Raw genomic sequence first — 19,272 nt, forward strand, 5'->3', positions numbered from 1 at the left:
CCGGCGCCGTCACCACCTAGAACGCGCGCCGTGGCACGCAATCAGTGCCCGCGGCGCTGGTCCAGCCGCCACCAGGCCAGGCTGCCCAGCCCCAGCAGGTAGGTCACCCCGAGCGTCACCACCCGCCAGAGCAACACCCCGGCGATCGCCGCCGGCTCCAGCTCCGGGCCGGCCAGCCCGACCCAGAAACCGACCAGCAGGGCATCCAGCACGCCCAGCCCGAACAGCGGCAGCGAGGTCACCGGGTAGGCCACCAGCACCGCGCCCAGCACCGCCAGCGTCGGCAGCTGCGCGGCGTCCACCCCGACCGCCCGCAGCGCGACCAGCATCATCACCGCATCCAGCAGCACCATCACCAGCAGCTCGGCCAGCGACGGCAGCAGCCCCCGGCGCAACCCGCGCGCGGTGCCGGCCCGGGTCTCCACCACCACCTGGCTCCACCGCTCCGGATCGACCCGGGCACTGAACCGGCGACCGATCCGGCCCGCGGTCCGCCCGACCCAGGCGGCCAGGTGATCGGCGCGGGCGATCAGCACCAGCGTCACCACCATCGCCACCGACACCGCGGCGCTCGCGGCACCGAACCACCACAGCCCCGGCTCCACCGCCTGCCCGGCCAGCAGCACCAGGCCCACCACCGGCGCACCGAACCGGATCACGTAGAACTTCACCGAATTGATCGCGCTCGCAGCCAGGCCCATCGCCGGGTCCAGTCCCCACGACCGGAACATCGACACCCGGATCACCAGGTCCGAGGGCGTCGGGGCGAAGGTCGCCACCAGGTTCGCGGTCAGGTCGTTCTGCATCGACCGGACCAGCCGCAGCCCGGGCAGGTAGAACATCATCGGCGCGGCACTGCACGCCTGGCGGACCAGCAGCAGCGCGACCAGCAGCACCCCGGCCGGCCACGGCAGCAGGTCCAGCGCGGAGCCGACCGCCGCCCAGTCCACCCGGCCGACCAGGAACTCGACCGCCAGGTAGGCGGCGACCAGGACCACCGCCCAGACCAGGGCGCGCCAGAGCAGTCGGCGGGCGTACCAGGCGGGTGCGCGGGGGACGGCGGGCAGTGGGGCGGAGCCGGCGGGCTCCGGGACGGGGGAGTCCACCGGGCCACGGTAGCCAGCCAACCGCCGGCAGCACCATGCGGCCCCGAGGGGTGAGCTCGGCCGCGCCGAGGAACGCCACGACCCCGCCACCCGGGGGGGGTGACGGGGTCGTGTGGTGCGGGGTGTGCGGGCGAGGGGACGCGCGCTGTTTCTTTGCTCGCGCTGACCTGCGCTCCGCTACGGGCGAGACCTCGCTGCGCTCGGGCTCACCCTTCGCTGCCCTCCGGTCAGCGCCTGTGCTCACTGCTCGCGCTGACCTGCGCTCCGCTACGGGCGAGTCCTCGCTGCGCTCGGCCTCACCCTTCGCTGCCCTCCGGTCAGCGCTCGATGTCCCCGCGGATGAAGGCTTCGACGAGGCCGCGGCCCTCGGTGTCCTCGTGCTGGACCGGCGGGGACTTCATGAAGTAGGTCGACGCCGACAGGATCGGGCCACCGATGCCACGGTCCTTGGCGATCTTCGCGGCGCGGACGGCGTCGATGATGATGCCGGCCGAGTTCGGGGAGTCCCAGACCTCGAGCTTGTACTCCAGGTTCAGCGGCACCTCGCCGAAGGCGCGACCCTCCAGGCGGACGTAGGCCCACTTGCGGTCGTCCAGCCAGGCCACGTAGTCCGACGGGCCGATGTGGACGTTGCGGTCGTCCTTCTTGCCGGCCAGCGGGCCGTCCTGCAGGTTCGAGGTGACGGCCTGGGTCTTGGAGATCTTCTTGGACTCCAGGCGCTCGCGCTCGAGCATGTTCTTGAAGTCCATGTTGCCGCCGACGTTCAGCTGGTACGTGCGGTCCAGGATCACGCCGCGGTCCTCGAACAGGCGGGCCAGCACCCGGTGGGTGATGGTCGCGCCCACCTGGGACTTGATGTCGTCGCCGACGATCGGGACGCCGGCGTCCTCGAACTTCTTGGCCCACACCGGGTCGGAGGCGATGAACACCGGCAGGGCGTTCACGAAGGCGACCCCGGCGTCGATGGCGGCCTGGGCGTAGAACTTGTCCGCCTCCTCCGAGCCGACCGGGAGGTAGGAGACCAGGACGTCGACCTTGGCGTCCTTGAGCACCTGCACCACGTCGACCGGCTCGGCGTCCGACTCGGTGATGGTCTGCGCGTAGTACTTGCCGACACCGTCCAGGGTCGGACCACGCTGCACGGTGACGCCCAGCGGCGGGACGTCGGTGATCTTGATGGTGTTGTTCTCGGAGGCGCCGATCGCCTCGGAGAGGTCGAAGCCCACCTTCTTCGCGTCCACGTCGAACGCCGCGACGAACTCCAGGTCGGAGACGTGGTAGTCGCCGAACTGGACGTGCATCAGACCGGGCACCTTGCCTGCCGGGTCGGCGTCGGCGTAGTAGTGCACGCCCTGGACAAGCGACGAGGCGCAGTTGCCCACACCGGCGATCGCAACGCGGATGGCAGTCATCCTCGCTCCTTCTGAGGTTGTGCCGCTGGGTCAGCACCCACGGCGTTCGTGCGGGAATCGGCATGGTCGCCGTCTCCGCTGGGACGGGCGCCGCGGGTGCGGCGCTCGTGGTCGATGAGGTCGTCGAGCCAGCGGACCTCGCGCTCGACCTGGTCGAGCCCGTGGCGTTGCAGCTCGAGGGTGTACTCGTCCATCCGCACCCGGGTGCGGCTCAACGAGTCGCGGATCATCTCCAGCCGCTCGGTGAGCCGGGTCCGCCGGCCCTCCAGGATGCGCAGCCGGGTCTCGGCGTCGGTCTGCCCGAAGAAGGCGAACCGGAAGCCAAAGTTCTCGTCCTCCCAGGCGGCGGGCCCGGAGGAGGCCAGCACGGTCTGGAACTGCTCCTTGCCCTCCGCGGTGAGCTGGTAGACGATCCGGGCCCGCTTGCCGGACAGCGCGTGGGCCGGGGCCTCGCTGGCGTCGGAGCCGGAGATCCAGCCGCGGGCGGCCAGCGACTTCAGGCACGGGTACAGCGACCCGTAGCTGAGGGCGCGGAACGATCCGAGCAGCAGGTTCAACCGCTTGCGCAGCTCGTAGCCGTGCATCGGGGAGTCGTGCAGCAGCCCGAGGATCGCCGATTCGAGCACATCGGAGCGTGCGCGCATCGGTCCTCCTCGGTCAGGGTGCGCTCCCGTACGGATCGAGAGCTCGACTTGATGTATCGGATTGATACATCGGTGAGAGTAGGGGAGTGGGACGATCCGGGCAAGCACCCCGGATCGGCCGGGTCCCTCCCGGGCGGAGCGGCGGGCTGAGAGGATCGCGGGACACCCGGTGGCGATCGCGTGAAGGTCGTCGGTCGATCCGCCCCCGGGTTCGGGCGACCAGGGCGGCTCACGCATACTGATCCGGGCCCGGCGGCCACCGAGCCGCGGGCCAGGCAGACAGGAAGGCACACCGTGGCAGGCACCAACCGACGGTCGTCCGGCTCGTCCGGCTCCCGCTCCGGGAGCGCGTCGACCCGGTCCACCACCGCGCGTCGCACGACGGCCGGCACCGACAAGGGCGGCCGCCGCCGGCTGATCGACTACCCCCGCCGGGGCTACACCGGCGTGCGCCGCTGGATCCCGTCCTGGCGGTTCGTGGTCGGCTCGATCATCGGGTTCATCTTCCTGTGCCTCGGCATCGTGGTCGCCGCCTATGCGCTGACCGAGGTGCCCGAGCCGGACTCCTTCGTCGAGGAGCAGTCCAGCACCGCCTACTTCTCCGACGGCACCACCGAGCTGGGCACCTTCCCGGGCCCGAACCGGAACCTGGTCGGCTACGACACGCTGCCCGAGTACGTCGGGCAGGCCGTGGTCGCCGCCGAGGACCGGACCTTCTTCGAGAACCAGGGCGTGTCGATCCCGAGCATGGCCCGCGCGTTCTGGAACAACCTCACCGGCGGTCCGACCCAGGGTGGGTCCACGCTGACCCAGCAGTACGTCGAGCGGTACTACGTCGGCTCGACCACCACCGACTACCTGGGCAAGGCGCAGGAGACGCTGCTGGCGATCAAGATCGCCCAGACCGAGACCAAGGAGCAGATCCTCGGCCGGTACCTGAACACCATCTACTTCGGCCGGGACGCCTACGGCATCGACGCCGCGTCCCAGGCGTACTTCGGCCATCCGGCGGCGGAGATGACCGTCTCCGAGGCCGCGATGATCGCCGGCATCATCCCCTCGCCGAACAACTGGGACCCCGCGGTCAGCCCGGAGAAGGCGCAGCAGCGCTGGGAGTACGTGCTCGGGCACATGGTCGAGGACGGGTATCTGACCCAGGCCGACCGGGACGCGCTGACCTTCCCGACCGTGGTGCCCTTCGAGCGCTCCGACACCTACGGCGGCACCAACGGCTACCTGCTGCAGTACGTGAAGGCCGAGCTATCCGCCGCGGGGATCACCGACGAGCAGATCAGTTCCGGCGGCCTGACGATCACCACCACCATCGACGCCAGTGCCCAGCAGATGGCGGTCGAGGCGGTCGGCCGGCTGCGCAGCGGTGAGTTGTCCGACGGCGACCAACCCAGCCCGAACCTCAAGGTCGGCGTGGTCAGCACCGACCCGGCGACCGGCGCGATCGTGTCCATGTACGGCGGCGACGACTTCCTGACCGACCAGTACAACCGGGCGACCTACCCGATCCAGGCCGGGTCGACGTTCAAACCGTTCACCCTGATCGCCGCGCTGGAGGAGGGCATCCCGCTGACCTCCCGCTACAACGGCAACAGCCCGCGCACCATCGAGGGCTGGGACGGCGCGGCGGTGAACAACTTCGGCCGGACCAGCTACGGCACGATCGACCTGACCAAGGCCACCGCCCAGTCGGTGAACACGGTCTACGCCGAACTGAACCTGGAGGTCGGCCCGGAGCGGACCGCCGAGGTCGCGACCAACTCCGGCATCACCACCCCGGTGACCTCGGTGGCGTCCAACGTGCTCGGCGTCGACGACGTCAAGCCGGTCGACATGGCGAACGCCTACGCCACCATCGCCGCCCAGGGCCAGCACCACCAGTCCTACATGGTCCGCGAGGCGGTCTACCCGGACGGCGAGGTCGCCTACAGCGGCGAGAACCCGGCCACCACCGTCTACAGCGCGGACGTGGCCGCCGACGCCACCTACGCCATGACCCAGGTGGTCGAGCAGGGCTCCGGCAAGACCTGGGTCAAGCCGCTCGGCCGGGAGATCGCCGGCAAGACCGGTACCTCGAACGAGAACCGCTCCGCCTGGTTCATGGGCTTCACGCCGAACATCGTCACCGCGGTCGCGCTGAGCGAGGTCGGGGAGAACGGCTCCGACCGGGCCACGATCACGCCCTGGGGCGGGGTCAGCGAGGTCACCGGTGGCACCTGGCCGGCCGCACTGTGGGCCAACTACATGGAGCAGATCTTCACGCTGCCGCAGTACGCCGAGGAGCTGAGCTTCCCCGAGCGGGCGAACGTCGGTGCCACCGCCGCCCCCCAGGTGACGCAGCAGCCGACCCAGGCGCCCACCGAGGAGACCCCGGTCGAGCCGGAGCAGCCCACCACCGTCGCGGTCCCGTCCGGGCTGGAGGGCCGGCTGAGCAGCGATGCCCAGGCCGCCCTGGTCAACGCCGGACTCGGGGTGCAGGTGGTCGAGCAGTCGTCCTCGTCGGTGGCCTCCGGCCGGGTGATCTCGATCAGTCCCGGTGGTGGTGCCCAGGTGGCGCCCGGATCGGTGGTGACCGTCGTGGTGTCCACCGGCCCCCAGGTCCAGCAACCCGAACCGGACCCGACCACCCAGGCGCCACAGCCCGGCGCTGATCAGGCCGGTGCGAACAATGCGGGCGGGCAGTCCGGCTGACCGGGTAGACTGCTCGACTGCTGTGCCTTCCGCCGTCGCCATCGACGGGCCGGACGGTACGGCGCATCACGCAGCTCGCACGTCATGTGCGAACCCTCCTGCCACGGAACGACCGTGGCCGCCGAGACCAGAGGAGGTGGGTATGAGCCTGCGTCAGTACGAGATGATGATCATCCTCGACCCCGACATCGAGGAGCGCACCGTCGCCCCGTCGCTGGACAAGTACCTGTCGGTCATCACGACCGACGGTGGCTCCGTCGACAAGGTGGACATCTGGGGCCGTCGCCGCCTGGCGTACGACATCCAGAAGAAGTCCGAGGGCATCTACGCGGTGGTCGACTTCTCCTCCACCCCGGCGACCGCCAAGGAGCTGGACCGCCAGCTCGGCCTGAACGAGGTCGTCCTGCGCACCAAGGTGCACCGCAAGGACGCCTGAGCGTCGGTCCACGCGGATAGCGTGCAACGGAACTCACTCACCCACGAGCCCGAGGAGCACCCATGGCCGGTGACACTGTCATCACGGTGGTCGGAAACCTCACTGCCGATCCGGAACTGCGGTTCACGCCGTCCGGCGCGGCGGTGGCCAACTTCACCGTGGCGTCCACCCCGCGGACCTTCGACCGCCAGAGCAACGAGTGGAAGGACGGCGACACGCTGTTCCTGCGCTGCTCGATCTGGCGTGAGGCCGCGGAGAACGTCGCCGAGTCCCTGACCAAGGGCACCCGGGTCATCGTGCAGGGCCGGCTGGTGCAGCGGTCCTACGAGACCCGCGAGGGCGAGAAGCGCACCGTCTACGAGATGCAGGTCGACGAGGTCGGCCCGTCGCTCCGCTACGCCTCGGCCAAGCTCACCCGGACCCAGCGGTCCGGCGGTGGCGGCGGCTTCGGCGGCGGTGGCGGCGGTGGTGGCTTCAACGGAGGCGGCTACAGCGCCGGCTCTGGAGGCGGCGGCGGGGGCAACCAGCCCGCCGACGACCCGTGGGCCACCCCCCAGGGCGGCGGCGGTGGCGGCTACTCGGACGAGCCTCCGTTCTGATCCGTATCCGGGCGGTCGCCTGAGGCCGCCCACCCCATTCACACCCCATCCCGGGGCATGGCAACGCCCCGGGCTCCAAGAGAAGGAGCACCACGATGGCCAAGGCCGTTGTCCGGAAGCCCAAGAAGAAGCAGAACCCGCTCAAGGCGGCGAAGATCGAGTCGGTCGACTACAAGGACACCGCTCTGCTGCGGAAGTTCATCTCCGACCGTGGCAAGATCCGCGCCCGCCGCGTGACCGGCGTGACCGTCCAGGAGCAGCGTGCGATCGCCCGGGCCGTGAAGAACGCCCGCGAGATGGCGCTGCTGCCCTACTCGTCGTCGGCTCGCTGAGAAGGAGCACCACCATGGCCAAGCTGATCCTGACCCACGAGGTCACCGGTCTGGGTGCCCCCGGCGACGTCGTCGACGTCAAGGACGGGTACGCCCGCAACTACCTCATCCCGCGCAGCCTCGCGACCCCGTGGTCGAAGGGTGCCGAGAAGGAGATCACGGCGATCCGCCGGGCTCGCAAGACCCGCGAGATCGCGACCCTGGACGACGCCCGCGCCGTCCGCGACTCCCTGCAGGCCTCCGGCGTGACCGTGTCCGCCAAGGCCGGCAACGGTGGTCGCCTGTTCGGTGCGGTCACCACCGCCGAGATCGCCGACGCGGTCAAGGCTGCCGGTGGCCCGTCGGTCGACCGCCGCAAGATCGAGGTCGCCCAGCCGATCAAGGCCCTCGGCCAGTACGAGGTGCAGGTCCGCCTGCACCCCGAGGTCTCCGCCAAGCTGAAGGTCACGGTCGTCGCGGCCTGATCCCACGCTTCGCACCCAGCGCCCCGTCCCGGGTTCCCGGGGCGGGGCGCTGTGCTGTGCGGGTGCCGGTGGGTGTCCCTAGGCTGGGGGGCATGCCGGCACCGGAACGGGATCGCACCGCACGGGGCGCCGCACTGAGCGCGGTGGGCCTGGTGCTGTTCGCGCTCAGTGTCCCGGCCGGCGGCGCGGCCGGCCCGTTGCTGCAGATCGCGGCCCTCGGCTGCTTGATCGTGGGCGGTGGCTGGTTGCTGGCCTCGCTCCAGGCGAAGCAGCGCGCCCAGCGGCCGCCCCGTCCGGAGGGCGACCCGGACTGAGCCGCGCGCGGGCTCGGGCTCGGGCCGTCCCGGCCTCACTGCTGCTCGTAGGGGCGGGTGGTGCGGTCCGCTCCGGCTCCCGGTTGAGGAAGGATGCCCGCCATGACTGACGACCGCCGCTCCGCGCACCGCGCCGCGACCGGGCGTCGCACCCGCCGCCGCCGGCAGTGGGTCGTCCTGGTGCTGTCGGTGCTGCTGACCGTGCTCTCGGCCGGGACGCTCACCGCCCTGCTGCTCACCGCGCCGCAGGCCGCCGACGCCGCGGTGCTCACCGACCTGGACGGCACCCCGGTCGACCCCGACCCGGGCAGTGTCCCCACCGAGGAGGAACTCGGCCGGATGGACCTGGTCGACGACACCGGTGACCGGTTCCAGGCACCCTCCGTGGGGCTGGACGTGCCGCTGGGCGCGATGAGTGAGGTCGGCGGGATGATCCGGCCGCCCGGGTTCCAGTCGGCCTACCTGATCCGCAATCGCGGGGTGGCGCTCGCGGACGCCGCCGAGGGCACCGTGTACGTGGCGCTGCACTCGGTGCAGAACGGCCGGGCGCCGGGCAACTACCTGATCGACACCGCGCGGGCGCGCGCCACGGTCGCCGCCGGGGACGAGATCCTGGTGGGCGAGCACACCTACCGGGTCGAGGAGACCCGATCGGTCGCCAAGACCGCCCTGCCCACCGAGGCGGATCTGTGGGTGGACGTGCCCGGTCGCCTGGTGGTGGTCACCTGCCTGCAGCGCGCCGAGGGCCGGTCGCTGGACAACGTGGTGATCGTGGCGCGGCTGGTCGCCTGACTGTCAGGGTCGTGTCGTCGCGAGTGCGCGAGCGTCCCACCCCGCCTGACCCGCCCCCGTGCCCGACCCCGCAACCCCCCGTCTCGCCGAGGTTGCACGAATGCACGCCTCCCACCCTCCGGAAGCGTGCATTCGTGCACCCTCGATGCGGAAGCCAGGCCCGAGGGAGGGTCGTGGTCAGTTCGGGGCGCCGGCGCGCTCAGGTGCCGGTCACCATCCAGGCGCCGCCGCGGGCCCGCAGGCCGGTGGTCACCGCCCGGGCCAGCATGAACACCCCGGCGAACGCCCCCCACAGCCAGGCCAGCCCCGCCCAGCCCTCCGGCGCCCAGGCGTGCACCGCCAGCGCACACGGCAGGTAGGCCGCCAACGTGACCAGCCCGGCCCAGGCCAGATACCGCCCGTCCCCGGCACCGATCAGCACCCCGTCCAGCACGAACACCCAGCCGGCCATCGGCATCAGCACCGCGACCACCACCAGCGCCACCGTGATCGCGTGCCGCACGTCGTGGTCGGTGCTGAACAGCGCGGACAACCACCAGCCGCCGGCCCCGAGCACCACGCCCAGCACCACCCCCGCCCCGACACCCCAGGTCAGCGTGCGGCGTAGCAGTGCCCGGACCCGGGCCAGGTCGCCGGAGCCCAGCGCGTGCCCGATCAGCGCCTGCGCGGCGATCGCCAGCGCGTCCAGCGCGAAGGCGGCGAAGCCCCACAGCGAGTTGACCACCTGGTGCGCCGCCAGCGCGACCGGCCCGAGCCCGGTGGCCACCCACACCGTCACCAGGATCGCCGCCCGCAGCGACACCGTCCGGACCAGCAGCGGGATGCCGGTACGCACCCCGGCCAGGATCCCGCCCGGCGCCGGTCGCAGCGAGGCCCCGGCGCGCCGTGCCCCGCGGACCACCACGACCACCAGCACCGCGCCCATCGCCAGCTGGGTCAGCGCGGTCCCCAGGCCGGACCCGGCGATCCCCAGCCCGGCCCCGTAGACCAGCACCACGTTCAGCAGCGCATTCACCGCCGCACCCGCCCCGGCCACCACCAGCGGCGTCCGGGTGTCCTGCAGTCCGCGCAGCGCACCGGTGGCGGCGAGCACCAGCAACATGCCGGGCAGCCCGGGGGCCGACGCCCGCAGGTAGTGCTCCGCCTGGGTCGCCACCTCCCCGCTCGCCCCGAGCGCGGCCACCGCCCACGGCGCCGTGACCAGCGCCAACGCGGCCAACACCACCCCGAGCCCGGCCGCCAGCCACAGCCCGTCCACCCCGGTCTGCAACGCTCCGGCCCGGTCGCCGGCGCCGAGCTTGCGGGCCACCACCGCCGTGGTCGCATAGGCCAGGAACACGCACAGCCCGACCACCGTGACCAGCAGCGTCGAGGCGAGCGACAGCCCGGCCAGCTCGGTGGTCCCCAGCCGCCCGACGATGGCCGAGTCGATCAGGACGAACAGCGGTTCGGCGATCAGAGCGCCGAGGGCGGGCACCGCCAGACCGAGGATCTGCCGGTCGACGGTGGACGTGGGGCGTCCAAAGGGTGAAATCGCGGTCAACTTTCTGGTGTCCACATCGGTGTACGGCGTTGTCGCCGGTCAGAACGGGCGACCCGCGGCCGTCGTCCACCGTTCTCCACAGCTGTGTCCACGGCCTGTGGACAACTGTAGGAGGGCCGTCCACAGCCTTCCACATCGTCGTCCCCAGGCCCTGTGGACGACTCGTTTGCCGGGCCTGGCCGCAGGCACCTAACCTCGCGAAGGCGCCGGCGGGAGTGTGGGCGGCCCCGGGTACAACTGGTGCCCTGGCAGCACGCGCGAGGCGGGGGAGAGGACCACAGTGTCGATCGAGGAGCTCGAGTACTCGGCCCCGGCCGACCCCGGCCGCGGTGGGGCGTACGACCGCACCCCGCCGCAGGACCTCAACGCCGAACAGTCCGTGCTCGGCGGCATGATGATCTCCAAGGACGCCATCGCCGACGTGGTCGAGCAGGTCCGCGGCGCCGACTTCTACAAGCCCGCGCACGAGGCGATCTACGACGCGATCATCGACCTGTACGGCCGCGGCGAGCCCGCCGACGCCGTCACCATCGCCGACGAGCTGACCAAGCGCGGCGAGATCGGCCGGATCGGCGGCGTCTCCTACCTGCACACCCTGATCAGCATGGTGCCCACCGCCGCCAACGCCGGGTACTACGCCCGGATCGTGCGCGAGCGGGCCGTCCTGCGCCGCCTGGTCGAGGCCGGCACCAAGATCGTCCAGATCGGCTACGCCACCGACGGCGGCGACGTCGACGAGCTGGTCAACAACGCCCAGGCCGAGATCTACGCCGTCTCCGAGCGCCGCACCACCGAGGACTACCACCGCCTCGGCGAGGTCCTGGGCGGCACCGTGGACGAGATCGAGGCCGCCGGGCACCGCGGCGACGGGATGACCGGCGTCCCCACCGGCTTCGCCGACTTCGACCGCCTGACCAACGGGCTGCACCCCGGGCAGATGATCATCATCGCCGCGCGGCCCGCTATTGGTAAGTCGACGCTCGGCATCGACATGATCCGAGCCGCTTCGATCAAGCACAACATGACCTCGGTGGTGTTCTCCCTGGAGATGAGCCGCAACGAGATCACCATGCGACTGCTGTCCGCCGAGGCCCGGATCGCCCTGCAGAAGATGCGCACCGGGCAGATGGGTGACGAGGACTGGCAGAAGCTGGCCAGCACCATGGGCCGGATCTCCGAGGCCCCGCTGTTCATCGACGACTCCCCGAACATGTCGCTGATGGAGATCCGCGCCAAGTGCCGGCGGCTCAAGCAGAAGCACGACCTCAAGCTGGTGATGATCGACTACCTGCAGCTGATGAGCTCCGGCAAGCGCGTCGAGTCCCGCCAGCAGGAGGTCTCCGAGTTCTCCCGTGCCCTCAAGCTGCTGGCCAAGGAGCTCGAGGTGCCGGTGATCGCTCTCTCGCAGCTGAACCGTGGCCCCGAACAGCGTGGCGACAAGAAGCCGCAGATGAGCGACCTGCGTGAGTCCGGGTCGATCGAGCAGGACGCCGACATGGTGATCCTGCTGCACCGCGAGGACGCCTACGAGCGCGAGTCGCCCCGGGCCGGCGAGGCCGACCTGATCGTCGCCAAGCACCGTAACGGCCCGACGGACACCATCACGGTGGCGTTCCAGGGGCACTACTCGCGGTTCGTGGACATGCAGGCCTGACGGTCCGTCCTGCCGCCGTTCGCCGAGTTCGGGAGTCGACGGGTGGTGCTCGCTGCTCCGGCTATCGCCTCGCCTGGCCCGGCAGCTGGATCACGGTGACGAACGCCGCCTCGGGGACCTCGACCTGACCCGCCGGGTGCAGCGCCCCGGTCCCGGGATCGACGGCGTACGCGCGCACGAGCCCGGCCGGACGGTCGGCCAGCAGCAGGAAGGTCCCGGTCGGGTCGAACGCGAAGCTCCGCGCGGCGAGCCCCGGGTGGATCGAGGCTGCGAGCTCGACCGCCCCGAGGCGGCGAAGGACGTCACCGTCGTGACGGAACCACGCGAGAGAGTCCTCGCCGCGGTTGTTCACGTACACCAGGCCACCTGCGGGGTGGACGCGGACGTCGGCAGGCTCGTTGGTCCGGCCCACCGGACCGGCCACGGTCGAGCTCTTCGTGAGCTCCCGCAGCACGCCGGTGGCCTGGTCGAACTCGAGGACGGCCAGCTCGGAGGACAGCTCGTACGTGGCGTACAGCAGTGCGGTGGTGGGGTCGAAGGCCAGGTGCCGCGGCGCGGTCTCGTCGCCGGTGTGCAGCTCGTGCACCAGCTCCAGGGAGTCACCGAGCCGGTAGACCCGGATGCGGTCCGTCCCCTTGTCCCCGACGAGCAGGAACGCGCCGCTGGGGTCGATGACGGCGCTGTGCGCGTGGGGCGCGGACTGGGCGTGACCGCCGGCCTGCAGGGAGTTGTTGGGGTCCAGCCCGTGCCCGGCCATGACCTGCACGTCGGTGATCCCGGCGAGGGAGCCGTCGGGTCCGAGCCGGTAGACCACGACGGTCGAGTCGTCGTAGTCATAGCCCGCGACCCACGTGCCGTCCGCGGTGCGCGTGACCTTCTCGACGTGGTCGAACCCGCCGTGGTTGGCGCTGACGAGCAGCCCGCGCGCCCCGTCGAGCGCGAGGTAGGTGGGGAACGGCCCGGGCGTCACCACGGTGTTCAGGACGGTGAGATGCCCGTCGGTCGGGTCGACCGCGAAGGCGTGCACCGCAGCCGGTGCACCCGCGGGGCCGCGGCCGTCGGTCTTGCGCTCGTCGACGGCGTACAGCGTGCCCCGCTCGGGATCGTGGATCAGGTAGCCGGCCTCGGTCGGCTTGCCGACGTGGCTGGTCGGGGTCAGGCGCAGGGTGGCGCCGTCACGTTCGATGCTCAGGACCGTGATGCCACCGGCCGTGGTGTCGCCGGTGTAGGAGCCGACGAACGCGACGAGCGGCTGGTGAGTCGGGGTGCTCATGCCCCGTCCTTTCTTCAGATGCGAACTCGGGGCGGGCAGATGGCGGACGGCTGAGGCCGCTCCACCTGCCCGCCCTGGCGGTGCGGTGGTGCGCTCGGCGGCTACACGCGCGCCGGGTCCTTGACGGGTACGACGATCCGGCTGGAGTCATCGTCGCGCGGCGCGCGGAACCTGGTGGCCCACAGGACCGTGGTGGCGACCGCGGCGACGATCGGCAGGATCCACATCGGCAGCCAGTCGGAGGCGGTGGCGTCGGCGTTGGTGCTGACCACGGAGTTGTAGACGAACCCGGCCACGATGGAGCCGATCGAGGCGCCGAAGCCCTGGATGACTAGGATCAGCATGCTCTGGGCCTGCGAGGCGAGCGCGACCGGCGCGACCCGGTCGATGTACATGGCACCGACGATGACGAAGAAGTCGCTGCAGATGCCGTGCAGGGCGATCGCGCTGATGGCCAGCCAGTTGCCGTTCTCCGCGGCGAGGGCGAAGAGCACGAACCGCACGCCCCACATCGCCATGCCGGTGAGCAGGACCCACTTCATGCCGAGCTTCTTGAGCAGCACCGGGATGACGACGATGAACAACACCTCGGACGCCTGCCCGATCGCCAGGACGCCGGCGACGTTCTCGATGCCGAGCGCGGCGAGGAAGGGCGAGGCGTAGGAGTTGTAGGTCCCCAGTGAGATCGAGGTCATCAGCGCGCAGATCATGAAGACCCGGAAGCTCGGGTCACGCAGGAGGACGAACGCCTTGGAGCCCACGATGTCGCTGATCGTGAACCGTGCGCCCTTGGCGCCGGGCGGGGTGGACGGCAGCGTGAACGCGTACAGGCCGAGCGCGAAGCTGCCGACGATGGTCAGGGTGAGCGCGTCGACGGACGCGGACAGCCCGAGCCAGCCCACGGTGAGCCCGGCGGCGACCCAGCCGAGCGTCCCGAACACCCGCACGTACGGGAACATCCGCTGGTTGGCGCCGAGGTGGCGCAGCGCGATCGAGTTCGAGAGCCCGACGGTCGGCTGGTAGAAGATCTTGTACGCGAAGATCAGCCCCAGGACGAGCGCGCCGTTGCCGGCACCGATGGCCTGCGGGATGAAGATCATGACCGCGCCGCCGACGATGTGCGCGAGGCCGAGCACCTTCTGGGCGGACATCAGACGGTCGCCGACGGCGCCGAAGGCCATCGGCGACATGATCGCGGCGATCGCGGTCAGGGCGTAGGTCGTGCCGACGATGGTCGGCAGGTCGTACGTGATGAGGATCAGGCCGAGCGTCGCGGTGAACGTCCCCGGGACGAAGAACTGCAGGAACATCATCAGGATCAGCCGGAACGGGACGGCGCGGCCGGTCGGGGGCGTGCTCGGGGCCGTGGCGTCGTCGACTACCTCGGTGCTGAGGGTCGTGGCGGTCGGCTCGGGGGTGCTCGTCATTGAGGTCGCTCCATGGTGCTCTCGCCCGATGGTGGGCGCGGGTGCTGGGGCAGCCGGCGTGGCCGACGCGGGTGCGGCCCGGGTGCCGCGCGCACCCGGCCCGGGTGCGCGCGGCGGGTCGCCTGCGAGGTCAGGCGCCGATGAGCCGGCGCAGCATCTCGTGGTGGCGGCGGACCTGGTCGACCTCGTCCATGAGCAGCTCGCGCTCCTGGTCCTGGTGGTAGCGCTGGCCCTCGTACTCGGTGTTGATCCAGCCGTCCCAGCCGGCGGCCTTGAGCGCGGCGATCGGGGCCTCGTAGTCGATGGTCGCGTCGTGGTACTCGCCGGGTCGTCCGGGGATCTCCGACATGTGGTTGAACTTGCCGTGGATGTTCACCACGAAGTCGGCGAGCTCGCCGAGGGTCTGGGCGGACGTGTTGGAGAACATCAGCGCCTCGGCGACGGTGGTGTAGTCGACGCGCTGCGGGTCGGGGACCCGCTCGTCGGCGAACCGCTTGATGCCCTCGAACGCGTCGGCGAACTCGGGGGTGCGCTCCCCGGTGGTCAGGAAGCGACCGAAGTCGGCGCGCAAGTTCCCGGCGGTGGCGTAGGACAGATCGACGTAGCCGAACCCGGCGTCGCCGGCGCGCAGCAGCTCGGAGAGCTCCGAGGCTGCCTTGGTCGCCTCGGGCTGGGCGCCGCGCCGCTCGAACAGCGCCAGCTGCACCTCGGAGGGCGCGAACTGGAAGATGCCGAAGTCCGGGACGATGCCCAGGTGGCGGGTGCCGGCCTTCTGCGCGTACTCGACGATCTCGGTGACCTGGCCGCCCTCGAGCGGCATCGGCTGGTGGATCTCCTTGCCGAGTCGGATGTCGAGCTCCTCGGCCAGCGGCAGGACCATCTTCATGATCTCGAACGGCACGATCGACAGGACGCGCACGTTCGAGAACCCGAGGCGCTTGGCCAGGCGCAGGTCGTGACGCAGCCGCTCGGCGCACTCCTCGTACGTCATGACATGGTCGCGGAACTGCAGGACGTCCATGCAGACGTCCATGGTCACGGGGGTCGTGCCGTAGGTGTCCATCCAGGAGAACCAGCGGGAGACGAACTCCTCGCCGGGGTCCGGGTAGCGCAGGGACATCTCGTCGACGATCTCGATGCCGGTGGCGCCCTCGAGGTTGGTGCCGACCTCCCGGATCTCGTCCTCGAGGGTCAGCTCCTCGAGGAACTGGGCCTGCTGGTAGCTGTAGAGCGACACGCCACGCTTGATGGTCATCGGCGCACCACCTCCTTCTCGTCCTGCAGCGGCAGGGTGTACGTGACGATGTAGGGCGTCTTGTCCGACCCGGCACCGGTGCCCGGCTTCGGCGGGTTCGCCACCCACTCCTCGTCGGTGGGCTGGTACCCGTAGGCCGCGAGGACGGACTGCTGGAACCGGATGGTGTGGTCGCCCGGGGTGAGCCCGCCGGGCGCGGCGACGTGCAGGATGGCCTCGTCCGGGTAGTCCCAGTGCTCCCAGACCCGGGTCGTGAGCTCGGCGAACGTGCGGGGCGGCTTGCCGTTGATCTCGAAGGTCTGGGCCTCGACGGGGTACTCGACCCCGTCGATCTCCAGGAAGTAGCCGTTGTGCAGGGAGAGGTAGCAGCCGCGGTAGTTCGCGTGCTTGACCGCCAGGGTGAACCCGATGATCTGGTCGCCGACCCGCTCGTTGCGCAGGCTGTCCGCGCGGACAAGGAACCTGTCGAACACGGTGTCGTCCTTTCTTCGGTGGTGCTGTTTCGGGGGTCAGGAGGCGGCGAGTGCGGGCGCCGGCACGTCCGCGCTCCACCGCTCGACGCCGACGTGGCGGTCGTAGCGGAAGAAGCCGATCCAGAGGATCGCGGTGAGGACCGCGGCGCCGATCGGGATCCACCACAGCGGCGTCCACGCGGCGGCGCCGAGCGTGGCCTCGTGCGGCGCGATCGCCCGGCCGTAGACCTCGCCGGAGACGAAGGAGCCGATGAAGGCGCCGATGCCGGAGACGGCGAGGATGAGCAGGTTCTGCGCCTGGGACTGGATCTCCAGCGGGGCGACCTGGTCGATGTACATCGCGCCGACGACCAGGAAGAAGTCGTTGCAGATGCCGTGCAGGCAGATGGCGACCACGGCGATCCAGGCGCCGCCGTTGGCCGCGGCCAGGGCGAACAGCGCGAACCGCACGCCCCACATGACCATGCCGCCGAACAGCGCCCACTTGGTGCCCAGGTGCTTGATGACCCACGGGATGGTCAGGATGAACACGACCTCGGAGAGCTGGCCGAGGGCCAGCACGCCGGCGACGTTCTCGATCCCGAGGGCGCCGAGGTAGGTCGCGGCGAACGAGTTGTACACGCCCAGGGAGACCGCGGTCAGCAGCACGCAGACGAAGAACACGACGAAGTTGCGGTGCCGGAACAGCTTCAGCGCCTGGGCGCCGATGACGTCGCCCAGCGAGAACTTCGCACCCTTCGCCGGCGGCGGCGTCGCCGGGAGCGTGAACGCGTAGACGCCGAGCACGAGGCTGGCGATCGCGGTGACGAGGAACAGGTTCGGCGAGGCCGACAGACCGAGGGCCCCGACGAGCAGTCCGGCGGCGGCCCACCCGAGGGTGCCGAAGACCCGGATGTACGGGAACAGCCGGCCGTTCGCGCCGAGGTGGCGGAACGCGATCGAGTTGGCCAGGCCCAGCGTCGGCTGGAACAGGAGCATGTAGCCGAAGATCAGCGCGAGCACCAGGGTGCCGTTGCCGGACGTCACGACCCCAGGCAGCAGGAACATCAGTGCGCCACCGAGCAGGTGGGCGGCCCCGAGCACCCGGTGCGAGGAGAAGAACCGGTCACCGAGGGCCCCGAGGAACATCGGGGAGACGATCGCGGCGACGGCGGCGAGGGTGTAGGCGGTGCCGATGATCGTGGGCAGTCCGTTGCTGGCCAGGACGAGCCCGAAGGTCGCGAACCACGAACCGAAGACGACGAACTCGAGCAGCATCATCGCCACGAGGCGGATGCCCATGGCCCGCGCCGGGGCCGGGTGATCGAAGGTGGTACCAGTGGTCGTGGGAGACGCGTGGGACGGCGTCGTCGCGTGTCCGCTCATCGTTGAGCTCCTCAAACCGTTTGGGATCCGAAGGATCGGGAGGGAAGTGCGCTCAACCTAGGCGAATGATCGGAACACCAGCAAGGACGCTCTGCCGGAACCCTTTGACTTACGAACGGTTGTGCCTCAGGCGGAAGGCGCGGCGCTCTCCGACGCCCAGGCGGGCAGGTCGCTCAGGCCCTGTCCCGCCTCGGCCAGCAACGCCGCGACGCCGCCGAGCATGGCGGGGCGCTGGTGCAGGTGAGCGGGGCGGAACCGGGTGGCCGGCGCGACCAGGCGCAGGTTGTTGACGGCCATGGTCGAGGCGAGGGGCTCGAACAGCAGGCGCCCGGCGGTGCCCAGGCTGCCGCCGATCGCAATCACGCTCGGGGCGACGACCTTGGCCGCGTTGGCGAGCGCGCGCCCCAGGTGACGCCCCGCCTCGCCCACCACCCGCTGACACGCGGGGTCCCCGTCCCGGGCGCCGGCGATCACGCTGCGCAGCGAGTCGCGGGACGCGTGCGACGCGTGCAGCTGCGCCAGGATGGCCGCCTCGGAGACCAGCGTGGTCAGGCACCCTCGGCTCCCGCAGTAGCAGACCTCGCCGGACGGCTCGAGCACGATGTGCCCCAGCACGCCGGCCATGCCGCTGCCGCCGTGGTAGATCGAGCCGTCGATCACCAGGCCGCCCCCCACCCCCTGCCCGGCGTGCACGTACAGGAAGTCGTCCACCCCGCGACCCACGCCCCAGCTCCACTCGGCGAGTGCGGCGAAGTTCACGTTGTTGTCGACGAGCACCTCGACACCGAGGGCGCGCTCGAAGGTCGCGCGCAGCGGCACGCCGCGCCACTCGGGCAGACGGTCGGTGACCCACCCGGCGACGGCGCCGCTCGACCGCTCGATGGGCGCCTGGACCGCGACGGCGACGCCCCCGACCTGGTCCAGAGGCGTGCCGCTCGCGTCGGCGACCGCACGCGCGGCCTCGGTGACCGCCTCGGGCCGGCTGCCGGGTACGAGCACGTCGAACCTGTGTCCCTGGGTGAACGCGTAGGCGCTCGCTCGCACGGCGTCGTGCATGACTTCCGCGGCCACGAGCGTGGTGGTCGAGGACACCAGCGCGACATGCGCCTCGCGCCCGTTGACCGGCCTGATCTCGGCACGGCCGTCCTCGCGCAGCGCCTTGACGATCGAGTTGACGGTCGCCGGCGCCAGCCCGGTGCGGCGGGCGAGGGTGGCCTGGGACGTCGGCCCCTCGGCTCGGAGACTGTCGAGCACCCGTGCGACGTTCGCCGAGCGCGAGGACGAGGTCCGGCGCTGCGTGGAGGCGGCGGGTGCGGGGGCGGCCGGTCGAGTCGTCACGGGTGCGATCCTCCCTGAACGGAGCGGGTCCGCGATTGCCGCGAACGTTCGCCTTTCGTAGGATACCGGCCCCATGAGCCCTTCGAGCGGTCGACCAGTCGCGCGATGGCGTCGTTTCGGGCACTCGTGGGGCCGTGAGGTC

Annotated in this window: 18 protein-coding genes; 8 read left to right on the forward strand and 10 right to left on the reverse strand. The window is 71.0% G+C overall.

Annotated elements, in window-relative coordinates; all coding sequences use genetic code 11:
- Positions 1–41: 41 nt before the first annotated feature.
- The 3 genes from HGA03_RS17395 to HGA03_RS17405 all read right to left on the reverse strand — a co-directional run bounded on the left by HGA03_RS17395 (position 42) and on the right by HGA03_RS17405 (position 3,162).
- Entirely contained in the window at positions 42–1,106 is a 1,065-nt protein-coding gene (locus tag HGA03_RS17395) for a lysylphosphatidylglycerol synthase domain-containing protein (RefSeq protein WP_168631555.1), read from the reverse strand.
- Between the two features lie 317 nt (positions 1,107–1,423).
- Positions 1,424–2,518 carry an inositol-3-phosphate synthase gene (locus HGA03_RS17400; protein WP_168631556.1) on the reverse strand — a complete coding sequence of 365 codons (1,095 nt, stop codon included), beginning with the start codon at positions 2,516–2,518 and terminating at the stop codon, positions 1,424–1,426.
- Positions 2,515–3,162, reverse strand: coding sequence for a PadR family transcriptional regulator (locus HGA03_RS17405; protein ID WP_168631557.1), 648 nt, complete (start codon positions 3,160–3,162; stop codon positions 2,515–2,517). The genes HGA03_RS17400 and HGA03_RS17405 overlap by 4 nt, the downstream gene beginning before the upstream one ends.
- 294 nt (positions 3,163–3,456) lie before the next feature.
- Between HGA03_RS17405 and HGA03_RS17410 the strand changes: the two genes are divergently transcribed.
- The 7 genes from HGA03_RS17410 to HGA03_RS17440 all read left to right on the forward strand — a co-directional run bounded on the left by HGA03_RS17410 (position 3,457) and on the right by HGA03_RS17440 (position 8,802).
- Positions 3,457–5,865: a transglycosylase domain-containing protein gene (locus HGA03_RS17410; RefSeq protein WP_168631558.1), complete on the forward strand. Its 2,409-nt coding sequence runs from the start codon at positions 3,457–3,459 to the stop codon at positions 5,863–5,865.
- Positions 5,866–6,007: 142 nt separating this feature from the next.
- Positions 6,008–6,301, forward strand: coding sequence for a 30S ribosomal protein S6 (gene rpsF / locus HGA03_RS17415; RefSeq protein ID WP_168631559.1), 294 nt, complete (start codon positions 6,008–6,010; stop codon positions 6,299–6,301).
- 62 nt (positions 6,302–6,363) lie between these two features.
- Positions 6,364–6,900, forward strand: a complete 537-nt coding sequence (locus HGA03_RS17420) for a single-stranded DNA-binding protein (protein ID WP_168631560.1) — start codon at positions 6,364–6,366, stop codon at positions 6,898–6,900.
- Between the two features lie 95 nt (positions 6,901–6,995).
- Positions 6,996–7,232 (forward strand): 30S ribosomal protein S18, encoded by a 237-nt coding sequence (gene rpsR, locus HGA03_RS17425; protein WP_122149621.1) that lies wholly within the window; start codon positions 6,996–6,998, stop codon positions 7,230–7,232.
- A gap of 14 nt (positions 7,233–7,246) precedes the next feature.
- Positions 7,247–7,696, forward strand: coding sequence for a 50S ribosomal protein L9 (gene rplI / locus HGA03_RS17430; protein ID WP_168631562.1), 450 nt, complete (start codon positions 7,247–7,249; stop codon positions 7,694–7,696).
- Between the two features lie 92 nt (positions 7,697–7,788).
- A complete protein-coding gene (locus tag HGA03_RS17435; protein ID WP_168631563.1) occupies positions 7,789–8,010 on the forward strand; it encodes a hypothetical protein in 222 nt (73 codons plus the stop codon).
- Positions 8,011–8,112: 102 nt separating this feature from the next.
- Complete coding sequence (locus HGA03_RS17440; RefSeq protein ID WP_168631564.1) at positions 8,113–8,802, forward strand: class F sortase; 690 nt, start codon at positions 8,113–8,115, stop codon at positions 8,800–8,802.
- Between the two features lie 199 nt (positions 8,803–9,001).
- Here HGA03_RS17440 and HGA03_RS17445 read toward each other — a convergent pair whose 3' ends face one another.
- Entirely contained in the window at positions 9,002–10,345 is a 1,344-nt protein-coding gene (locus tag HGA03_RS17445) for an MATE family efflux transporter (protein ID WP_210732630.1), read from the reverse strand.
- Positions 10,346–10,625: 280 nt separating this feature from the next.
- On the opposite strand from HGA03_RS17445, the gene dnaB reads away from it, so the two are divergent.
- Entirely contained in the window at positions 10,626–11,999 is a 1,374-nt protein-coding gene (dnaB, locus tag HGA03_RS17450; protein ID WP_203767631.1) for a replicative DNA helicase, read from the forward strand.
- 61 nt (positions 12,000–12,060) lie between these two features.
- On the opposite strand, the gene HGA03_RS17455 is transcribed toward dnaB, so the two are convergent.
- The 6 genes from HGA03_RS17455 to HGA03_RS17480 form a co-directional block, all read right to left on the reverse strand.
- Positions 12,061–13,272 carry a lactonase family protein gene (locus tag HGA03_RS17455; protein WP_168631568.1) on the reverse strand — a complete coding sequence of 404 codons (1,212 nt, stop codon included), beginning with the start codon at positions 13,270–13,272 and terminating at the stop codon, positions 12,061–12,063.
- A 101-nt stretch (positions 13,273–13,373) separates the two neighbouring features.
- Positions 13,374–14,699, reverse strand: coding sequence for an MFS transporter (locus HGA03_RS17460; protein ID WP_168631569.1), 1,326 nt, complete (start codon positions 14,697–14,699; stop codon positions 13,374–13,376).
- Positions 14,700–14,829: 130 nt separating this feature from the next.
- Positions 14,830–15,954 carry a hypothetical protein gene (locus tag HGA03_RS17465; RefSeq protein WP_203767629.1) on the reverse strand — a complete coding sequence of 375 codons (1,125 nt, stop codon included), beginning with the start codon at positions 15,952–15,954 and terminating at the stop codon, positions 14,830–14,832.
- Positions 15,951–16,427, reverse strand: coding sequence for a C-glycoside deglycosidase beta subunit domain-containing protein (locus HGA03_RS17470; protein WP_168631570.1), 477 nt, complete (start codon positions 16,425–16,427; stop codon positions 15,951–15,953). The genes HGA03_RS17465 and HGA03_RS17470 overlap by 4 nt, the downstream gene beginning before the upstream one ends.
- A gap of 36 nt (positions 16,428–16,463) precedes the next feature.
- Positions 16,464–17,708: an MFS transporter gene (locus HGA03_RS17475; protein ID WP_168631571.1), complete on the reverse strand. Its 1,245-nt coding sequence runs from the start codon at positions 17,706–17,708 to the stop codon at positions 16,464–16,466.
- A gap of 210 nt (positions 17,709–17,918) precedes the next feature.
- Positions 17,919–19,130: an ROK family transcriptional regulator gene (locus HGA03_RS17480; protein ID WP_168631572.1), complete on the reverse strand. Its 1,212-nt coding sequence runs from the start codon at positions 19,128–19,130 to the stop codon at positions 17,919–17,921.
- Positions 19,131–19,272 lie beyond the last annotated feature (142 nt).

It is taken from the genome of Cellulomonas denverensis (assembly GCF_012396125.1).
Classification (GTDB): domain Bacteria; phylum Actinomycetota; class Actinomycetes; order Actinomycetales; family Cellulomonadaceae; genus Cellulomonas; species Cellulomonas denverensis.

What these genes read in the sequence shown, in the direction of transcription:
- HGA03_RS17435 (WP_168631563.1), top strand. Translation starts at nt 7,789, where the DNA reads ATGCCGGCACCGGAACGGGATCGCACCGCACGGGGCGCCGCACTGAGC.
- HGA03_RS17455 (WP_168631568.1), bottom strand. Translation starts at nt 13,272, where the DNA reads ATGAGCACCCCGACTCACCAGCCGCTCGTCGCGTTCGTCGGCTCCTAC.
- rpsR (WP_122149621.1), top strand. Translation starts at nt 6,996, where the DNA reads ATGGCCAAGGCCGTTGTCCGGAAGCCCAAGAAGAAGCAGAACCCGCTC.
- HGA03_RS17460 (WP_168631569.1), bottom strand. Translation starts at nt 14,699, where the DNA reads ATGACGAGCACCCCCGAGCCGACCGCCACGACCCTCAGCACCGAGGTA.
- HGA03_RS17475 (WP_168631571.1), bottom strand. Translation starts at nt 17,708, where the DNA reads ATGGGCATCCGCCTCGTGGCGATGATGCTGCTCGAGTTCGTCGTCTTC.
- HGA03_RS17420 (WP_168631560.1), top strand. Translation starts at nt 6,364, where the DNA reads ATGGCCGGTGACACTGTCATCACGGTGGTCGGAAACCTCACTGCCGAT.
- rplI (WP_168631562.1), top strand. Translation starts at nt 7,247, where the DNA reads ATGGCCAAGCTGATCCTGACCCACGAGGTCACCGGTCTGGGTGCCCCC.
- HGA03_RS17440 (WP_168631564.1), top strand. Translation starts at nt 8,113, where the DNA reads ATGACTGACGACCGCCGCTCCGCGCACCGCGCCGCGACCGGGCGTCGC.
- rpsF (WP_168631559.1), top strand. Translation starts at nt 6,008, where the DNA reads ATGAGCCTGCGTCAGTACGAGATGATGATCATCCTCGACCCCGACATC.
- HGA03_RS17400 (WP_168631556.1), bottom strand. Translation starts at nt 2,518, where the DNA reads ATGACTGCCATCCGCGTTGCGATCGCCGGTGTGGGCAACTGCGCCTCG.
- HGA03_RS17405 (WP_168631557.1), bottom strand. Translation starts at nt 3,162, where the DNA reads ATGCGCGCACGCTCCGATGTGCTCGAATCGGCGATCCTCGGGCTGCTG.
- HGA03_RS17465 (WP_203767629.1), bottom strand. Translation starts at nt 15,954, where the DNA reads ATGACCATCAAGCGTGGCGTGTCGCTCTACAGCTACCAGCAGGCCCAG.